The sequence below is a fragment of the Priestia sp. YIM B13551 genome, assembly GCF_042787905.1.
GTDB lineage: Bacteria > Bacillota > Bacilli > Bacillales > Bacillaceae_H > Priestia.
Genome location: NZ_JBHZOX010000023.1, coordinates 1 through 18818, shown reverse-complemented (window position 1 = coordinate 18818; position 18818 = coordinate 1). Strand labels below are relative to the sequence as shown.

Sequence of the window (18818 nt, the reverse complement as noted above, 5' to 3'; positions counted from 1 at the left end):
CCCGTGGTGTAGCGGTTAACATGCCTGCCTGTCACGCAGGAGATCGCGGGTTCGATTCCCGTCGGGACCGCCATTTTTTAGAAACGAAACAATGTGTTTCGTCTTTTTTATTGTTTGAACCATTTTTATATAAAACTTTACCGTCCTTAGGAGCAATCCTAAGGAATTTTTTATATACAAAGAAATTTCTTTATAGAATTGCGATGTTAAAGATTGTTGGATTTCTTACTGGATATGTATAGTCCACAACGTTTACAATATATATATACAGATTGAAATGAGGTTCTGAATGAATGACAGAGATTAACGAATTTACGTTTATGTCTACGTCTCCTGATGAAACTAATCAGCTGGCTGCTCGTCTAGCAACTTTATTAGAAGCTGGTGACGTGCTGCTGCTCGAAGGCGATTTGGGGGCTGGAAAGACAACATTCACAAAAAGTTTAGCTAAAGGATTAGGAATTGAACGCAATGTGAATAGCCCGACATTTACTATCATTAAAGAATACAAAAGCGGTCGCCTTCCTCTTTATCATATGGATGTGTACCGTCTAGGGGATGAATTTGAAGACCTAGGGTTCGATGAGTATTTTGAAGGAGATGGCGTGACGGTCGTGGAGTGGGCTCATCTGATTGAAGAGCAGCTTCCTAATGAATATATTCAAATCAATATTTACCATGAAAACGAAACGACTCGTAAAATCCTTGTAAAAGCGATAGGGAGTCGGTACGTTGAAATATGTAAGGAGCTTTTTAAAAGATGAAAATGTTAGCCATTGATACATCCAATTTTGTCATGGGTGTTGCTGTCGTTGAAGAAAACAAAGTAATTGGAGAAATTATTACGAATCTAAAAAAGAATCACTCCGTTCGTGTGATGAACGCTGTGGAATCTCTGTTAAAAGATTGTGATATTGCGCCAAGCGAGCTAGACCGCATTGTAGTGGCGCACGGTCCTGGGTCTTATACAGGTGTACGCATTGGCGTTACCATTGCCAAGACACTTGCTTGGACTTTAAATATTCCTTTAATAGGCGTATCTAGCCTTGAGGCACTAGCAGCAAACGGTCGCTATTTTGATGGATATATTGCTCCGTTATTTGATGCGCGCCGTCAACAGCTTTATACAGGGCTATATGAATGGAATAACGAACGAGGTCTTCTAGAAGTTGAAAGTGATCGACTTGTTATTAATAAGGACTGGGCGGAACATTTAAAGTCATACAACAAACCTATTTTATTCATAGGCAATGATCTTCCCATGCATGAAGAGGCGTTAAAAGAAGTGTTGGGTGAACAAGCTGTATTTGCCCATGTTCAGCAGTTTAATCCAAGACCAAGTGAATTGGCTTTCTTAGGAATGAAGAAAGAGCCGCAGTCTGTGCATACTTTTGTTCCGAACTACATTCGTTTAGCTGAAGCCGAAGCCAACTGGCTTGCTTCACAGCAAAAAGGATAAAAGAAGGTATAAACATGAAACTAACAATTAAGTTTCGTTTAATGGAAGTTAAAGATATTGATCAAGTAGTGAAAATCGAAGAGAAGTCTTTTACGACACCTTGGAGTTCAGAAGCGTTTCAAAATGAGTTAACCAATAATCAATTTTCAACTTACATTGTGATGGAAGAAGGAGAAAATATTATTGGGTATTGCGGAACGTGGATTGTTATTGACGAAGCACATGTAACCAACATTGCGCTATTGCCAGACTACCGAGGTAAGGGACTCGGTGAATTGCTGCTGCGCAACGTGATGGACGTTCTTCGAAAACTAGGTGCTACGTCAATGACATTAGAAGTTAGGGTATCTAATCATATTGCACAATCATTGTATCAAAAGCTAGGTTTTAAACCTGGAGGTATTCGTAAGAATTATTATTCTGATAACAATGAGGATGCATTAGTTATGTGGGTGAATTTATGAGTAAAAATCAATTAATTTTAGCATTAGAAACAAGCTGTGATGAGACAGCAGCAGCCGTGATTCGAAACGGTCATGAAATTGTAGCCAATGTGGTGGCATCACAAATAGAAAGCCATAAACGATTTGGCGGTGTCGTACCGGAGATTGCATCTCGTCATCATGTGGAACAAATTACGGTAGTAGTTGAAGAAACTTTAAATCAAGCGAACTTGACGTTTGCAGATATTGATGCAATAGCTGTAACGGAAGGACCTGGGCTTGTGGGAGCACTTCTTATTGGCGTAAATGCAGCCAAAGCGCTAGCATTTGCACATCAGAAGCCATTAATTGGTGTTCATCATATTGCAGGACATATTTATGCAAATCAGTTAATCAAAAAATTAGAATTCCCGCTTTTATCACTAGTTGTATCTGGAGGGCATACGGAGCTTGTATACATGGAAAGTCACGGTCAGTTTAAAGTGATTGGTGAAACGAGAGATGATGCAGCAGGAGAAGCCTACGATAAAGTAGCCCGCACGTTAAACCTTCCATATCCAGGCGGACCGCATATTGACCGCCTTGCACATGAAGGAGAGCCATTAATTGATTTGCCGCGTGCTTGGCTAGAAGAAGGATCCTATGATTTTAGTTTCAGTGGGTTAAAATCAGCAGTTATTAACACTGTCCACAACGCGAAGCAAAAAGGTGAAGAAATTCTTCCCCAAACGCTTGCTGCTAGCTTTCAAGCGAGTGTTATTGATGTGTTAGTAACTAAAACCGTTAAAGCTGCAAAGGAATATAACGTTAAGCAAGTGTTAGTAGCAGGAGGGGTTGCTGCTAATAAAGGACTTAGAGCAGCGCTAGAAGAGGCATTTGCACCTTTATCAAACATTGAGCTTATTATCCCGCCGCTGTCTCTATGCACGGATAATGCCGCAATGATTGGAGCAGCAGCAAGTGTACGATTTGCTCAAGGAAAACGTTCAGATATGTCATTAAACGCAAACCCCGGTTTGGACTTGGAAGAGTAAGAGACGAATGAGATTCATTTCTCATTCGTCTTTTTTGTGGATAAAAATGATTTATCAACAATATTCAATAAATTTAGAATTAACTGTGGATAATTATGTGGAAAAGTCCGTGCACTCAGTACACGGACCTGTTATCAACAAGTTTTAATTATGAAAATCAGACAGATATCCACTATTTATTCACAGAGTGGATAAAGCTTGTTCTAAAGCGCATGAACAAGTAAATAGGATGAATAAATACGAAAAAATACAGGCTATTCTTCTAGAAGAAGCTGTAATTCTTCCCACTCTTCCATTAATGTGGATAACTGTGAAGAAATTTTTTCATTTTCACCGTTTAATCTTGATACTTCTTCGTGGTTTTGATAAATTTCAGGATCACAAAGAAGTTCTTCATTCTCCGCTTGTGCGGCTTCTAATTTGTTTACTTCAGTTTCAATTTCTTCAATGCGGCGCGTTCGCTGCCTCATCAATTTCTTTTGTTCTTTATCTTGTTTATAGGACTGTTTATCTACTTTTACAGTACGTTCTTCGTTTGTTTTTATATTTTCTAATTCTTTGATTTCCTCTATTTCTGCTTTCTTTTCTACATAATAGTCATAATCTCCAAGAAATTCTTCTACCCCTTCAGGAGATAGCTCTGCTATTTTGTTTGCAATACGGTTAATAAAATAACGGTCATGTGAAACAAATAACAGAGTTCCTGGGTAATCGATTAACGCATTCTCGAGTACTTGTTTGCTATCTAAATCAAGATGGTTAGTAGGTTCATCTAAAATTAAGAAATTAGCTTTTTGAAGCATAAGCTTCGCAAGAGCCAAACGTGCTTTTTCACCACCGCTAAGCGTGGAAACGATTTTCAGTACATCATCACCTGAAAACAGAAAATTTCCAAGCGCTGTACGAATTTCTTTTTCAGGTTTGGATGGGTAGTCATCCCAAAGCTCATTTAAAACGGTCTTATTAGACGTTAAATTAGCTTGCTCTTGGTCGTAATAACCAACCATTACGTTTGAGCCAAAAGAAATGGTTCCAGTCTTGAAGCTTAGTTTATCCACAATACCTTTTAATAACGTAGATTTCCCAACTCCATTAGGGCCAACCAACGCAAGGCTTTCACCTTTTTTAATCCGAAGGTTTGCCTGCTGAACAATATATTTGTGTTCATCATATCCAATAGACACGTTTTCGAGATTTAAGACTTCATTTCCGCTTTGACGCTCAATTTCAAACGAAAAACTAGCTGATTTTTCGCCTTCGTTAGGTCGATTTATTAACTCCATTCGATCGAGCTGTTTACGTCTGCTTTGCGCACGTTTTGTAGTCGATGCGCGGGCGATGTTTCGCTGAATAAAATCATTCAGTTTTGCGACTTCATCTTGCTGCTTTTCGTACTGACGCAACTCTTTTTCATATCGCTCTGCTTTTTGTACAAGGTATTTAGAGTAGTTGCCCGTGTACTTCACCGTTGTTTTTTGTGTGACTTCATACACTTGATTTACGACTTTATCAAGGAAGTAACGATCGTGTGAAACAATTAAAATAGCTCCTTCATACCCTTGCAGAAACTGTTCCAGCCATGCTAAAGTTTCAATATCTAAGTGGTTGGTAGGCTCATCGAGAATAAGCAAGTCCGGCTTTGTTAAAAGCAGTTTTGCAAGAGCCAAGCGTGTTTTTTGTCCACCGCTCAAGGAGGAAATAGGGGTGCTATAGTCAAAGTTTGAAAAACGGAAACCGTGAAGAATAGATCGTGTATCCGCTTCATATTGATAGCCGCCTAAATCTTTGAACGTTACTTGAAGTTGATCGTACTCTTTGGTTAGTTTTTCGTATTGAACTGAATCATTAAAAATGTCTGGATCGCCCATCTTCGTTTCAAGCGTACGTAATTCTTTTTCCATCTTCTTTAACGGAGCAAAGACAGTCATCATTTCTTCCCATATGGAGAGTGTTGACTCAAGAACTGTATCTTGTCCCATATAATCAATGGAAACACCTTTAGGTTTAATAATTTCTCCGTTGTCATAAGAAAGCTGCTCAGCAATAATTTTTAATAAAGTTGATTTACCAGCACCGTTTCGTCCCACTAGGGCAATGCGGTCTTTTGATTGTACTTCTAACTTTATATTCGATAAAATGGGTTCTGCCCCATAGTATTTTGTAATACCGTTCAATTGTAGAATAATCATTTTTTCACCTCTAGTAGTATATCCATAGTGTATTTTAACATATTTTCAACTACAAGTTCTTCCTACAAGCGTTTGTAATTTGTACAGGGACAAGGACAAATGATGAAGCGAATGTTTTGATTCATGAAATAAAATGATTTTACGTGCACATTTTATACAGGATACTATGTTAAAATAAGAGATAAGTGCATCTCTGAACTTATATATGATGGATGTAGAAAATCCATCATGACTAACAAACGAATCCTTTGAAGGGCTAATTGCTTCGTTCTAGCTAACGACTTTAAGTAGTGCTGGATAGACAAAAGCCGTCGGGGTGTGAAGCGGAGTATATATAAAACAAGAGAAAAGAGAGAGAATTGGAAGCGCTACCTCAAAGCGGTTGATGCTTTGTGAAAGGTAATGCAATATGACTTGAAAATGTTAGTAATGACATACATGAACTGAGGGGGTACAACGTGAACACTGAACAATTAAAAATACCACAAGCAACGGCTAAACGATTGCCGCTTTATTATCGTTTTTTAAAAAACTTGCATGCTTCTGGTAAACAGCGTGTTTCGTCAGCAGAGTTAAGTGAGGCAGTGAAAGTTGATTCTGCTACTATTCGTCGGGACTTTTCTTACTTTGGAGCATTAGGGAAAAAGGGATACGGCTACAATGTGAATTATTTACTTACATTTTTCCGTAAAACGTTAGACCAAGATGAAGTAACGAAAGTAGCACTGATTGGCGTGGGGAATCTGGGAACGGCCTTTTTAAATTATAATTTTATTAAAAATAATAACACCAAAATTGAGTGCGCTTTTGATGTGATAGAAGATAAAGTCGGTACAAAAGTAGGTGACGTGCCGGTTTATCACCTTGACCAATTGGAAGATTATATGAGTGATGATATCTCAGTGGCGATTTTAACCGTTCCTGCCACTGTTGCTCAGCAAATTACCGATCGTTTAGTGAACTGCGGAATTAAAGGGATTCTAAACTTCACTCCTGCACGCTTAAACGTACCGGATGAGATTCGACTACATCATATTGATCTTGCTGTAGAATTACAGTCGCTTGTCTATTTTTTGAAAAATTATCCTGTTGAATAAGGTGGACTGTGTTACGATTTCCTTAAGTCTAAATTAATAAGGAGAGTGGGAATATGGGGATTGGAGCAGGCAGTTGGATTATTATTGCGATTGTAGCACTGCTTATTTTTGGACCGAAACGGTTACCGGAGCTAGGAAGGTCAGTCGGGCAAACGCTTAGAGAGTTTAAGCATGCCGCTAGCGGTGCATCAGAAGATCGTGAAAAAGATAAACAGCGTCAAGTAGATGACAAAGAGTAAAAGGGTGATCATAGTATGACTGAACAAGAAATGTCAATATATGATCATATAGGAGAGCTGCGAAAACGCATTTTAATTGTTTTATTTTTCTTTGTCATTGCCACAATTGGCGGCTTTTTTATAGCGGATAAGGTTATTGTCTATTTACAGCATGCTGATGAGGCAAAAAATTTAACGATGAATGCATTTAGGCTAACAGATCCAGTTAAGATTTATATGCAGTTTGCTGTTATTATCGGCTGTGTACTTGCAGCTCCTGTTGCACTGTATCAACTTTGGGCATTTATTAGTCCTGGTTTATATGAAAAAGAGCGTAAGGTAACGCTTGGATATATTCCTGTTTCCATTTTTCTCTTTATCGGCGGTGTCTCTTTTTCTTATTTTGTGTTGTTTCCATTTGTCGTCGATTTTATGACGCGCGTTTCTGATGAGCTGAATGTAAACCAAGTGATTGGCATTAATGAATACTTTTCTTTTTTAATGCAGCTCACACTGCCTTTTGGCCTGTTGTTTCAGCTTCCTGTCGTCGTCATGTTTTTGACGCGATTAGGAATTATAACGCCTATGTTTTTATCTCAAATTCGAAAGTATGCCTATTTCGTACTGCTAGTTATTGCCGCACTTATTACACCGCCGGAATTGCTCTCGCACATGATGGTGACAGTGCCGCTCTTAATTTTGTATGAAATCAGCATCATTATTTCCCGCATTTCGTATCGCAAAGTGTTAAAGGCAAGGGCAGAGCAAGAAAGAGAAGATGTTAGTATGTAAAAAAACCACTGAAACAGTGGTTTTTTTTATTTAGATGAATCATCTTGATTTTTATATTGCTGCTGCAACTTTTTAATTTTATAGTGCAAGATAAAAATGCGAACCGCAAATCTGAAATCGAATGCGGCTACGAGTGCAAATAAGATCGTAGGGAAGTTCCACACGGTTTCCTGAGCATTTTGAATGGCCAGGTAGGTGAATAAAATCCCCATAATAATATAAATAAACCCTCGTGTTAAAGGGATATTCTTCATAAAAACATGCCTCCAAAAATAAACTGCATTTGTTCTGCTTGCTTTTGCATTTCTATAATTTTATCTGCAAAAATAGTTTGAGATAAAATAACGATTGTATTCATCAACACGTGAGCAATAATGGGTACAATAATTAGTTTTGTTCTTGCATAAAGGAATGCAAATACAAATCCCATGGCTGTATACACGAGCAAATGTTTAAAATCCCAGTGTACGGCAGCGAAAATAAGGGAACTAATAAATGCAGAGATAAAAAAATTATATCGTTTGTGAAGAGAGCCGAAAATAATCTTTCGAAAAATAATCTCTTCTAGAATTGGTCCAATAACAGACGTAACGACAATGAGGAACGGCGTTGCTTTAACAAGATTAACAATATTTTGTGTGTTTTCAGATACTTGGGTAATGCCAAGAGCGTGCTCAATCATACCTGCTACAGCTTGACCAGCCATAGCCAAGAACACCCCAAGGACTGACCAGACAACAGTTACCGTTGTTCCCGCATGTTCTATACGCATGGACATGTCACGGCGCAGCAGCAGTAAGACAATAAGTAAACCAAGGATAAAGCTAATGATGGTCCAATAAGTCAAAAGCATGACATTCGCTGTTCGAACTGGATATTGATCAAACATTCCTGTTAATTTTAACAGCGGTATACCAACAACTCCTGAAAACTGCATAAGGATGTAGGTGAGGATAACATACCAATAACGTTTTTCCAATCTTCTATACTCCTTTAAAAGGTTTTTATGTATATATGTCGAAGAAGTACTGTGAAGTTAGTAATTTCTTCTTGCTCGTATTGTAACATACATATTATTGAACAGAGAAAAGAATGCTTTATTTCTCAAAATCGTCGAAATCTAAGACTATTATATGTAGTTGTCGTAAATTTTAAATTTTTTTTGTTTAATACTTGCAAAAAAAACCCACTTTGTTTTAATATAATAATTGTGTTAGCACTCGTTGAGGTTGAGTGCTAATAAAAATGCAAACATATTATTTGAGGAGGTTGTTTCACTTGTTAAAGCCATTAGGTGATCGCGTAGTGATTGAACTTGTAAAATCTGAGGAAAAAACAGCAAGCGGTATCGTGTTACCGGACAGTGCAAAAGAAAAACCACAAGAGGGTAAAATTGTGGCTGTTGGTACAGGCCGAGTATTAGAAAGCGGTGAGCGTGTAGCTTTAGAAGTAGCTGCAGGCGATCGTATCATCTTCTCAAAATATGCAGGTACTGAAGTGAAATATGAAGGTACTGAATACTTAATTTTACGCGAAAGCGATATTTTAGCTGTAATCGGCTAATTTTAACCACAAACTTATCATACGTAAAAAATAGATTATTAAGAACATCTTGAGGAGGTCAAAGAACATGGCAAAAGACATTAAATTTAGCGAAGAAGCACGTCGCGCAATGCTACGTGGTGTAGATACATTAGCAAATGCGGTAAAAGTAACGCTTGGACCAAAAGGTCGTAACGTTGTATTAGAAAAGAAATTCGGTTCACCGCTTATTACAAATGACGGTGTAACAATTGCAAAAGAAATCGAATTAGAAGACGCATTTGAAAATATGGGTGCTAAATTAGTAGCTGAAGTTGCTAGCAAAACAAACGACGTTGCTGGTGACGGTACAACTACTGCAACAGTTTTAGCGCAAGCAATGATCAGAGAAGGCCTTAAAAACGTAACGGCTGGTGCTAACCCAATGGGTATCCGTAAAGGTATGGAAAAAGCAGTAGCTGTAGCGGTTGAAGAACTAAAAGCAATCTCTAAACCAATTCAAGGTAAAGATTCAATTGCTCAAGTAGCGGCTATCTCAGCGGCTGACGAAGAAGTAGGTCAACTAATCGCTGAAGCAATGGAGCGCGTTGGTAACGACGGCGTTATCACACTTGAAGAGTCAAAAGGTTTCACAACTGAATTAGAAGTGGTAGAAGGTATGCAGTTTGACCGTGGATATGCATCTCCTTACATGGTAACTGATTCAGATAAAATGGAAGCTGTATTAAATGACCCGTACATCTTAATTACAGACAAAAAAATTGGTAACATTCAAGAAATCTTACCGGTATTAGAGCAAGTTGTTCAACAAGGCAAGCCTCTATTAATCATCGCTGAAGACGTAGAAGGCGAAGCTTTAGCAACATTAGTTGTGAACAAACTTCGCGGTACATTTACAGCTGTAGCTGTTAAAGCTCCTGGTTTCGGTGATCGTCGTAAAGCAATGCTACAAGACGTTGCGATCTTAACAGGCGGAGAAGTAATCACTGAAGAGCTTGGTCTTGACCTGAAAACAGCAAGCATCGACCAATTAGGTCGCGCTTCTAAAATTGTTGTAACAAAAGAAAATACAACAGTTGTAAACGGTGCAGGAAACGCAGAAGATATCCTAGCACGCGTAAACCAAATCAAAGCTCAGCTTGAAGAAACAACTTCAGAGTTTGACCGCGAAAAATTACAAGAGCGCTTAGCAAAACTTGCTGGTGGCGTAGCTGTAATTAAAGTTGGTGCGGCAACTGAAACTGAGTTAAAAGAACGTAAATTACGTATTGAAGATGCATTAAACTCTACGCGCGCTGCGGTTGAAGAAGGTATCGTAGCTGGTGGTGGTACTGCATTAGTAAATATCTATAATAAAGTAGCAAGCATCGAAGCTGACGGTGACACTGCTACAGGTATCAACATCGTATTACGTGCGATTGAAGAGCCTGTACGTCAAATCGCTCACAACGCTGGTTTAGAAGGATCCGTAATCGTTGAGCGTCTAAAAGGCGAAGCAGTTGGAACTGGATTTAACGCTGCAACTGGCGAGTGGGTAAATATGCTAGACACTGGTATCGTTGACCCAACAAAAGTAACGCGTTCAGCTCTTCAAAATGCTTCTTCTGTAGCAGCTATGTTCTTAACAACTGAAGCAGTTGTTGCTGACAAGCCAGAAGAAAACGCAGCTCCTGCAATGCCTGACATGGGCGGCATGGGTGGAATGGGCGGCATGATGTAATCACTGCCCTCTCTGAAAAAGCGATCAAGTACTCACTTGGTCGCTTTTTTGCGTGCATTAATATTTTCAGATTTTTTTAAAATTTGTTAAGATAGTACTATGTTTAGTGAAAAACATACTAAACTCAAGGCTTAACTGAGTTTTAAGGGGGAGCTTCGTTGATTCAGCTCGATCATATTAATAGTAAATTAAATCAAGTATTAGAAAACATCGATCAAATTGTAATTGGAAAGCGTCATGTATCTACGTTGAGTTTAGTTGCTTTGCTTGCAAAGGGGCATATTTTGCTTGAAGATGTGCCGGGTGTGGGGAAAACGATGCTCGTGAAGGCACTGGCCAAATCGATTGATGCCGAGTTTAAACGAATTCAATTCACGCCTGATTTGCTGCCGTCCGATGTAACAGGTGTTTCTATCTACAGTCCGAAAGACATGGAATTTCATTTTCGTCCAGGTCCTATCATGAGCCACATTGTACTAGCTGATGAGATTAACAGGACTTCTCCTAAAACCCAATCGGCGCTTTTAGAAGCAATGGCTGAGCATCATGTAACAACCGATGGTATCACCCGGGAAATTCCAGCACCTTTTTTTGTGATGGCTACTCAAAATCCTGTTGATTTTGATGGGACCTATCATTTGCCGGAAGCGCAGCTGGATCGTTTTTTATTCAAATTAAGCATGGGGTATCCTACGCAAGAAGAGGAGCTTCAAATTTTAAATGGCGTATCCACCCAGATCAATCTTGAAGATGTCAAACCCGTCATGAGCATTCCAGAATTAGTACAGGCTCAAAAAGCTGTAAGCAGTATTTATGTAGACGATGCGATCAAGCACTATATCATTGAAATCATTCGTAAAACGCGCTCTCATCCACATGTTTCGTTAGGTATTAGTCCTCGTGGAACGGTTTCATTTATGAAGGCCGTTCAAGCATATGCTTTAGTGAAGGGAAGAGATTACTGTCTTCCTGATGATGTTCAAGAGCTTGCTTCGTATGTGTGTGCACATCGATTAACGCTAAGACCTGATACCCAGTACAGCGGCTTAACAGCGAGTGATGTGATGAAGCAAATTATGGCTGATACGAAAGTACCTGTTAAAAGGTAAGAGGGTACTTTATGAAACAGTATATAAAAGTGATATGGAATAAATGTAGAGACTGGTTCGTTTTATTTTGCATCTTTGCTGCTACGTTTTCTTACGCCATGTTTCAAGGGGGATTTGTCAGCTGGTTTTTATTTTATAGCTTCTTACCTTTTGGGTTATATGCGGTAGCCGTTTTGCTTTATCCGTTAAAGAAATGGAATGTTACTCGTGATGTGAAGCTACAGCCTCGATTCGCTGGAGATCATCTTTCGTATGACATTCACATTACACGCTCCTCGGCTTTTCCTGTTTATATGGCAGCAGTGAAAGAGGAGAGTAACTTTTTAGATCAAGAAGAAAGAACAATTTATCCGCTTTTTCAACGAAACGCCGTTATTCCGTATAAAAGATCGTTTGTAGAAAGAGGAGAATATGAATTTTTTACGATTTCGATTGAACTGAGTGATTTATTAGGAATTGTAAAAAAGAAGGCATATTATCCGCTGCAGCAGCGATTTATCGTTTATCCTCAGATTCATGAGATAGATATTCCGTTTCTTTTAGCAGGAATAGAAGAAGGGAAAAATGAAGTTTCGACGGGGAATCAATCTACTACGTTAGTGACAGGCATTAGAGAATATCAGCCGGGTGACCGATTAGGGTCTATTGATTGGAAGGCGACGGCTCGTAAAGCTACGCTGATTTCTAAAGAGTTCGGTCATTATCATGAACGGAGTATGATTATCATTGCAGATGTTATAAGCTCTCTATACTTTGAAGAACGAATGAGCTTTCTGGCATCCATGCTCATTCACGAAGAAACCAAGCGTAAAAAAGTCGATTTTCTTTTAGCTGGAGATGCAATTTTTTCACCAAAAACCTCTGAACAAAGTGAGTCTGATAACCTGTTGTATCACTTAGCACGTGCCCAGCCTGTTAACAATCGAGCATTCGAAACAGAATTTAAGAGTATTGCCATTCAAAAACAGCATTCTTTTATGGTCATTGTCAGTCAAGTTACAGGGACTCTTATTGGGCAGGTTCAATCTAAGCTGAGTCTCCATGCTAAGGCATCAATAATTGTCGTTAAAGATGAAGGAGCAGGGCTTAGTGACGAAGAGACGGTTATTGTAAATGGAATACAATCTTCTGCTTTAACGATTGAAGTCGTTAATATTCCTCTTCCTCTATCATCTAAAGGAAGTGAGGGCGGAAATAAGTGAATAAATCAGCTTTGTATGTAAAAAACATCTTATTGTACGCGGGAGCATTCTTTTTATTAGTGGAATGGCTTCTTCCTTTAAATGAAGTGACGGATACCAATCAAATTCAGTACTTTATCTTGTTTGTTGCTTACTGTTTTTTGTGTTTAACGTTTCGCTTGCCGTTTATCGTGATGACGTTAGGGAGTATATTGTTTATTTTGTTTTCGCTTCACAATCTTTATTTTCAAGGAGCCTTCTTTTCTTCAGACTGGCTTCCGAGACTGTTGGGAATTCTTCAGTCAGATGCACAAAGTATCATGGAGTGGAATATAGCGAATTTATCATTTGAAATGAGGAGCACTTTATTTTTTGTGCTGCTTTGGATTATGGCTTATTTAATTCGATATTGGATCTTTTATCAAAAAAGAATTTTCTTCTTTTTCTTCTTAACCATTTTGTATATTACCGTGTTGGATACCTTTTCTACTTACGATGCGGGAGCTGCTATTATTCGTGTGACGATTATCGGATTTTTATTAATAGCCATGCTTCGCATAAATCCTGAACGTATAAAAGCTGCGAGCACTGAGCGTTTAGAAAATAGAAGACGATCGTTTCTTTTTCTGGGCAGCTTTTTAGCTATCGTCATTGTGCTGGCTTATCTCGCCCCTAAACCAGGGCCGCAGTGGCCAGATCCCGTACCTTTTATCACAGCGCATACAACAAATCAAGGACAGGGAGAATCTCCAAGCGGCCAACGAATTGGCTATGATATGGACGATTCTAAATTGGGGGGATCGTTTGTCAATGATGATACGGTTGTGTTTACAGCCAAAGTAGAGGATGAGCACTATTGGCGTATTGAAACGAAGGATGTTTATACAGGTAAGGGGTGGGAGCTGTCTAAAGAGGAAGAAAAAGTGCCCTTTAAAGGAAATGAAAACTTACTCCCTCAATATGACTCAAGTGTAGCAGGACAAGTAAGAAAAGCAGAAGTTACCTATTCGCAGCCTTCTGTTCATCTTATGCATGTTCCTCAACTGCTGTCGCTAACCTTAAAAAATGGCATTCAAACCGATGTTACACCGACAAATGAAAAATTATATCCTTATCAAAATGACAAGCTTGTTACTGTTCAGTCGTCTGAGCTGACGTATAAATATCCTGTATTTGATATTGGACTTCTTCAGCAAGCAGAGGAAAAAAAAGCAGAGAGTCTAGAGAATAATAACGAATTTATAGCAAGGTATACACAACTTCCTGCTAACTTGCCGAAACGAGTAAAGGATTTAGCTCGTGAGGTAACAAAAAATAAGAACAATCGTTATGAAAAAGCGAAAGCCTTTGAAGAATACTTCCGATCAAATCCATATGTATATGATACTGAAAATGTTCCAATTCCTACGAAAAATAAAGATTATGTGGATCAATTTTTATTTGATACAAAAAGAGGGTACTGTGATAACTTCTCTACTTCTATGGTCGTGCTGCTTCGTTCATTAGATATTCCTGCTCGGTGGGTAAAGGGCTATACAGAAGGTGATGCCACCGTCATTTCAGGAAGTAGTAAGTGGACAACCTATGAAATTACACAAAATAATGCTCATTCTTGGGTCGAAGTCTATTTTCCAGGAGCGGGTTGGGTACCTTTTGAACCAACAAAAAGTTTTTCTAATCCTTATGATTTTGTAGATAGCCAATCTAACAACTCTAGTGAAAATAGTCAGAGGGAAGAAGAGAAACAAGAAACGCAAGTGAAGGAGCAGCCTAAGGAAAAAGAGCTTCCGGCACAAGAAGAAAAAGCGAAAGAAAAAACAGCTTCTCTTCAAAATGCTAAGTTGTCTATGAAGTGGAAAGTGCTTTTTTACGGACTGATTGTAGTTATGTTAATAGTAATATATCTCAATCGATTTAAATGGTTTTTACCTTTTTATATCTCTTTTTATAAAAAGAAAGAGAGAGTGGAAACCTTTGAATCAGCGTATGCTTTTTTACTTAAAAGACTCGCTGCAAATGGACTAAAGCGGCAAGAAAGTCAAACGCTGCGCGACTTTGCAGGAGAAGTAGACGAAAAATTAAATACGGTAAATATGCTAAAATTAACGGAAAAATATGAGCGGGTTTTGTATCGAAATGCAGATTCCATAAAAGAATGGAAAGAGTCGATTGAATTGTGGGAAAATTTAATCAAAAAAACGAGTTCTTGACCATTGTTTCGCGGATTGATAGAATATTCTCGAACTTACTATAAATGTTTCGTATACCTTCATATATCCTCGATAATATGGTTCGAGAGTCTCTACCGGGTCACCTTAAACGATCTGACTATGAAGGCAGAACAGTCTATTTGACGATAAACGTCGTGCTCAACTAGACTTCTGCCTTTGTTTTTTGAGGGAGAAGTCTAGTTTTTTTTATATTTTAGGGCATAATAACAAGTGATTATTTACACATTCGGAGAGGTGAACAAGATGGAAGGCATGATTGTTGTATTAGATTTTGGTAGTCAATATAACCAACTGATTACGCGTCGCATTCGCGAGTTCGGAGTATATAGTGAATTGCATCCGCACACAATTACAGCAGAAGAGATTAAAGCATTAAATCCAAAGGGAATTATTTTCTCTGGAGGCCCAAACAGTGTGTACGGTGAAAACGCATTTCACTGCGATGAAAACATTTTTGAATTAGGTATTCCTGTTTTAGGTATTTGTTATGGAATGCAATTAATGACTCATCATTTTGGCGGGAAGGTAGAAGGTGCTAGCCATCGTGAATATGGTAAAGCAGCGATTAACGTACAAAACGATTCATTAATGTACCATGAGTTGCCAAAAGAACAAGTTGTTTGGATGAGTCACGGTGATTTAGTTGTAGAAACACCAGCTGGTTTTGAAGTGGACGCAACTAGCCCATCTTGTCCAATTGCCGCAATGAGTAACAAAGAAAAGAATATGTACGGAGTGCAGTTCCATCCAGAAGTTCGCCATTCAGTGCACGGTAACCATATCTTAAAGAACTTCGTGTTTGAAGTATGTCATGCTGAAGCAAACTGGTCAATCGAGAACTTCATTGAAGTTGAAATGGATAAAATCCGTGAAACAGTTGGAGATAGAAAAGTACTTTGCGCACTTAGCGGTGGAGTAGACTCTTCAGTAGTAGCTGTATTAATTCACAAAGCAATTGGTGATCAGTTAACATGTATGTTCGTAGATCACGGTTTATTACGTAAAGGTGAAGCGGAAAGCGTAATGGAAACATTCAGCGAAGGCTTTAATATGAACGTAATTAAAATCGATGCAAAAGATCGCTTCTTAGAAAAATTAAACGGCGTATCAGATCCTGAACAAAAGCGTAAAATCATCGGTAATGAATTTATCTATGTATTCGATGACGAAGCTGCTAAATTAAAAGGGTTTGATTTCCTAGCTCAAGGTACGCTATACACAGATATTATCGAGAGTGGGACAGCTACAGCTCAAACGATCAAATCTCACCACAACGTAGGTGGATTACCGGAAGATATGCAGTTCAAACTAATCGAACCGTTAAACACGCTATTCAAAGATGAAGTACGTGCATTAGGTTCTGAATTAGGTATCCCTGATAACATCGTTTGGCGTCAACCTTTCCCAGGACCAGGTCTAGGTATTCGTGTACTTGGTGCAATTACAGAAGAGAAGTTAGAAATTGTACGTGAGTCGGATGCTATTTTACGTGAAGAAATTGCAAAAGCTGACTTAGAGCGCGATATCTGGCAATACTTTACGGTTCTTCCTGACATCCGCAGTGTAGGTGTAATGGGAGATGCTCGTACGTATGATTACACAATCGGTATTCGTGCTGTTACATCGATTGATGGTATGACTTCTGACTGGGCGCGTATTCCTTGGGATGTGCTTGAAGTTATCTCAACGCGTATTGTAAACGAAGTTAAGCATATTAACCGCGTAGTGTACGATATTACAAGTAAGCCACCTGCAACAATTGAATGGGAATAATATGTAAGAAAACCGAACAAACGAACATTCTTTTATAAGAATGTTCGTTTTTTGTTGACTTTTTTAAAAAGTTAATGGTAGGATAGTAACATAAAATAGCGAGATATAGCTTTAATGTCGTATAATCTTGGGGATAAGGCCCAAAAGTTTCTACCGAGCTACCGTAAATGGCTTGACTACGAGAAAGTAATACATGTATGTATAAAAATCTTTTGTTTTTTTGGCTCATACATTTCTCTTTTAGTCGATTTTATGCCTTTACGCGCCATAGTGTAGAGGCATTTTTTATGGCTTGCCTAAGTGCATGCGGCTTCTATAAAGGGAGGAAAAAACGTGAAGAAGTATTTTCGTTTTGAAGAGCTGGGTACTAGCTATCGAAAAGAGTTTATAGCTGGCCTTACAACTTTTCTATCTATGGCTTACATTTTATTTGTTAATCCATCTGTGCTATCACTAAGTGATGTAAAGGATCTACCTGACAGTATGAGAATGGACCAAGGGGCTGTATTTACAGCTACTGCTTTAGCTGCAGCTTTGGGATCAATTGTTATGGGAGTGCTTGGTAGATATCCAATTTCATTAGCTCCAGGTATGGGATTAAACGCATTTTTTGCTTATACAGTTGTTCTGACAATGGGAATTCCATGGCAGACGGCTTTAACAGGTGTTATGATATCAGGTGTTATTTTTATTCTTTTAACATTAACAAGCCTGCGAGAAAAAATTATTAATTCTATTCCTATTGAATTAAAAATGGCTGTTGGAGCAGGTATTGGTTTATTTATTAGTTTTATTGGTATGAAAGGTGCCGGAATCATCGTCAAAGATGATGCCACATTTGTTGGACTGGGTGATTTAACTAACCCAACAACGTTACTTGCGGTTTTTGGGATTGTAATTACTATTGTATTAATGGTGCTTCGAGTAAATGCAGCTGTATTTATCGGTATGATTGTAACGGCTGTAGCAGGTATGGCTTTTGGTTTAATTGATACACCTAAAGCAGTTGTTTCATCAGTTCCTAGTCTTGATCCGACGTTTGGGGCAGCTTTTCAAAATATCGGTGATATCTTTACTGTAAAGATGCTAGTCGTCATTTTAACTTTCTTATTTGTTGATTTCTTCGATACAGCAGGTACGATGGTTGCTGTAGCGAGTCAAGCTGGGCTTATGAAAGATAATAAACTTCCGCGAGCGGGCAGAGCGTTATTGGCAGATTCTAGTGCGATTGTAGTTGGTGCTGTTCTTGGTACCTCGTCAACAACAGCTTATGTAGAGTCTACGGCTGGAGTAGCAGCGGGCGGACGTTCAGGATTTACTGCAATCGTAACGGCGGCGTTTTTCTTAGTTGCACTGTTCTTTTCTCCATTGTTAGCGGTCGTAACACCAGCTGTTACTGCGCCAGCTTTAATTACGGTAGGAGCTCTGATGGTGTCAAATTTAGGAGAAATTAATTGGAAAGAGTTCGAAGTAGCAGTTCCCGCATTTTTCACGGTAATTATGATGCCATTAACATACAGTATTGCAACAGGTATTGCGGTTGGTTTTATCTTTTATCCTATTACAATGTTATGTAGCAAGCGTGGAAAAGAAGTTCATCCAATTATGTATGCTCTCTGTATCATCTTCATACTCTATTTTGCATTCTTAGCAGAATAGTTTAAATAAAAAAGCTCAGTTTAATGACTGGGCTTTTTTTTTATGGTAAGATAAGAAAACTGCATAGCGGCTAGATTGCTATTGTAATAGAGAGTATTCAATCGTTTTACTGAAGGTTTACTTCATTAACTTTTTTATTTATAAAGTTTTTTAGAAAAACGATTGACTCTATATGTTATATATGGTAAATTATTAAATGTCGCTGATGAACAGCGCAGTTGAGAGAAACATCTTAAAAAAGATGTTGACATCAAAATGATAGAATGTTATACTAATAAAGTTGCTTCAGAGCAACGGTTGAACTTTGAAAACTGAACAAAGCGACAAACGTCAACGTTAATTTTTATTTTTTAAATGAGCAAGTCAAACAT

General features: G+C 38.5%; 17 protein-coding genes and 2 riboswitches. Of the genes, 14 read left to right on the top strand and 3 right to left on the bottom strand.

Going from position 1 to position 18818, the window contains the following annotated elements:
- Window positions 1–293 precede the first annotated feature (293 nt).
- The 4 genes from tsaE to tsaD are packed head-to-tail and all read left to right on the top strand — an operon-like array spanning window position 294 to window position 2936.
- Window positions 294–764 (top strand): tRNA (adenosine(37)-N6)-threonylcarbamoyltransferase complex ATPase subunit type 1 TsaE, encoded by a 471-nt coding sequence (tsaE, locus tag ACFX4N_RS30530; RefSeq protein ID WP_013081426.1) that lies wholly within the window; start codon window positions 294–296, stop codon window positions 762–764.
- Entirely contained in the window at window positions 761–1459 is a 699-nt protein-coding gene (gene tsaB, locus ACFX4N_RS30525) for a tRNA (adenosine(37)-N6)-threonylcarbamoyltransferase complex dimerization subunit type 1 TsaB (RefSeq protein WP_014461962.1), read from the top strand. The genes tsaE and tsaB overlap by 4 nt, the downstream gene beginning before the upstream one ends.
- 14 nt (window positions 1460–1473) lie before the next feature.
- A complete protein-coding gene (gene rimI, locus ACFX4N_RS30520; protein ID WP_013055018.1) occupies window positions 1474–1923 on the top strand; it encodes a ribosomal protein S18-alanine N-acetyltransferase in 450 nt (149 codons plus the stop codon).
- Entirely contained in the window at window positions 1920–2936 is a 1017-nt protein-coding gene (gene tsaD / locus ACFX4N_RS30515) for a tRNA (adenosine(37)-N6)-threonylcarbamoyltransferase complex transferase subunit TsaD (RefSeq protein WP_013055019.1), read from the top strand. The genes rimI and tsaD overlap by 4 nt, the downstream gene beginning before the upstream one ends.
- Window positions 2937–3190: 254 nt before the next feature.
- On the opposite strand, the gene ACFX4N_RS30510 is transcribed toward tsaD, so the two are convergent.
- A complete protein-coding gene (locus ACFX4N_RS30510) occupies window positions 3191–5125 on the bottom strand; it encodes an ABC-F family ATP-binding cassette domain-containing protein (protein WP_057274215.1) in 1935 nt (644 codons plus the stop codon).
- A 458-nt stretch (window positions 5126–5583) separates the two neighbouring features.
- On the opposite strand from ACFX4N_RS30510, the gene ACFX4N_RS30505 reads away from it, so the two are divergent.
- The 3 genes from ACFX4N_RS30505 to tatC are packed head-to-tail and all read left to right on the top strand — an operon-like array spanning window position 5584 to window position 7232.
- Window positions 5584–6222 (top strand): redox-sensing transcriptional repressor Rex, encoded by a 639-nt coding sequence (locus ACFX4N_RS30505; RefSeq protein ID WP_013055021.1) that lies wholly within the window; start codon window positions 5584–5586, stop codon window positions 6220–6222.
- A 53-nt stretch (window positions 6223–6275) separates the two neighbouring features.
- On the top strand, window positions 6276–6461 hold the full coding sequence (tatA, locus tag ACFX4N_RS30500; RefSeq protein ID WP_013055022.1) for a twin-arginine translocase TatA/TatE family subunit: 186 nt from the start codon (window positions 6276–6278) through the stop codon (window positions 6459–6461).
- A gap of 15 nt (window positions 6462–6476) precedes the next feature.
- Window positions 6477–7232 carry a twin-arginine translocase subunit TatC gene (gene tatC, locus ACFX4N_RS30495; RefSeq protein WP_013055023.1) on the top strand — a complete coding sequence of 252 codons (756 nt, stop codon included), beginning with the start codon at window positions 6477–6479 and terminating at the stop codon, window positions 7230–7232.
- Between the two features lie 26 nt (window positions 7233–7258).
- Here tatC and ACFX4N_RS30490 read toward each other — a convergent pair whose 3' ends face one another.
- Both ACFX4N_RS30490 and ACFX4N_RS30485 read right to left on the bottom strand, forming a co-directional pair.
- Window positions 7259–7486, bottom strand: coding sequence for a YdiK family protein (locus tag ACFX4N_RS30490; RefSeq protein ID WP_013055024.1), 228 nt, complete (start codon window positions 7484–7486; stop codon window positions 7259–7261).
- Window positions 7483–8211, bottom strand: a complete 729-nt coding sequence (locus ACFX4N_RS30485) for a CPBP family intramembrane glutamic endopeptidase (protein WP_013055025.1) — start codon at window positions 8209–8211, stop codon at window positions 7483–7485. Before ACFX4N_RS30485 ends, ACFX4N_RS30490 begins: the two co-directional genes overlap by 4 nt.
- A gap of 299 nt (window positions 8212–8510) precedes the next feature.
- Here ACFX4N_RS30485 and groES point away from each other — a divergent pair, with 299 nt between their 5' ends.
- The 7 genes from groES to ACFX4N_RS30450 all read left to right on the top strand — a co-directional run bounded on the left by groES (window position 8511) and on the right by ACFX4N_RS30450 (window position 18447).
- Entirely contained in the window at window positions 8511–8795 is a 285-nt protein-coding gene (gene groES / locus ACFX4N_RS30480) for a co-chaperone GroES (protein WP_013055026.1), read from the top strand.
- A gap of 67 nt (window positions 8796–8862) precedes the next feature.
- On the top strand, window positions 8863–10494 hold the full coding sequence (gene groL, locus ACFX4N_RS30475; RefSeq protein WP_192101411.1) for a chaperonin GroEL: 1632 nt from the start codon (window positions 8863–8865) through the stop codon (window positions 10492–10494).
- Window positions 10495–10652: 158 nt separating this feature from the next.
- On the top strand, window positions 10653–11603 hold the full coding sequence (locus ACFX4N_RS30470) for an AAA family ATPase (protein WP_057274216.1): 951 nt from the start codon (window positions 10653–10655) through the stop codon (window positions 11601–11603).
- A gap of 11 nt (window positions 11604–11614) precedes the next feature.
- A complete protein-coding gene (locus ACFX4N_RS30465) occupies window positions 11615–12805 on the top strand; it encodes a DUF58 domain-containing protein (protein WP_192101412.1) in 1191 nt (396 codons plus the stop codon).
- A complete protein-coding gene (locus tag ACFX4N_RS30460; RefSeq protein ID WP_057274218.1) occupies window positions 12802–14994 on the top strand; it encodes a transglutaminase TgpA family protein in 2193 nt (730 codons plus the stop codon). The genes ACFX4N_RS30465 and ACFX4N_RS30460 overlap by 4 nt, the downstream gene beginning before the upstream one ends.
- A gap of 39 nt (window positions 14995–15033) precedes the next feature.
- Window positions 15034–15135, top strand: a riboswitch (purine riboswitch).
- A gap of 123 nt (window positions 15136–15258) precedes the next feature.
- Window positions 15259–16788 (top strand): glutamine-hydrolyzing GMP synthase, encoded by a 1530-nt coding sequence (guaA, locus tag ACFX4N_RS30455; RefSeq protein WP_028410369.1) that lies wholly within the window; start codon window positions 15259–15261, stop codon window positions 16786–16788.
- A gap of 97 nt (window positions 16789–16885) precedes the next feature.
- Window positions 16886–16987, top strand: a riboswitch (purine riboswitch).
- Window positions 16988–17121: 134 nt separating this feature from the next.
- Window positions 17122–18447: an NCS2 family permease gene (locus ACFX4N_RS30450; protein WP_013055032.1), complete on the top strand. Its 1326-nt coding sequence runs from the start codon at window positions 17122–17124 to the stop codon at window positions 18445–18447.
- Window positions 18448–18818: the final 371 nt, after the last annotated feature.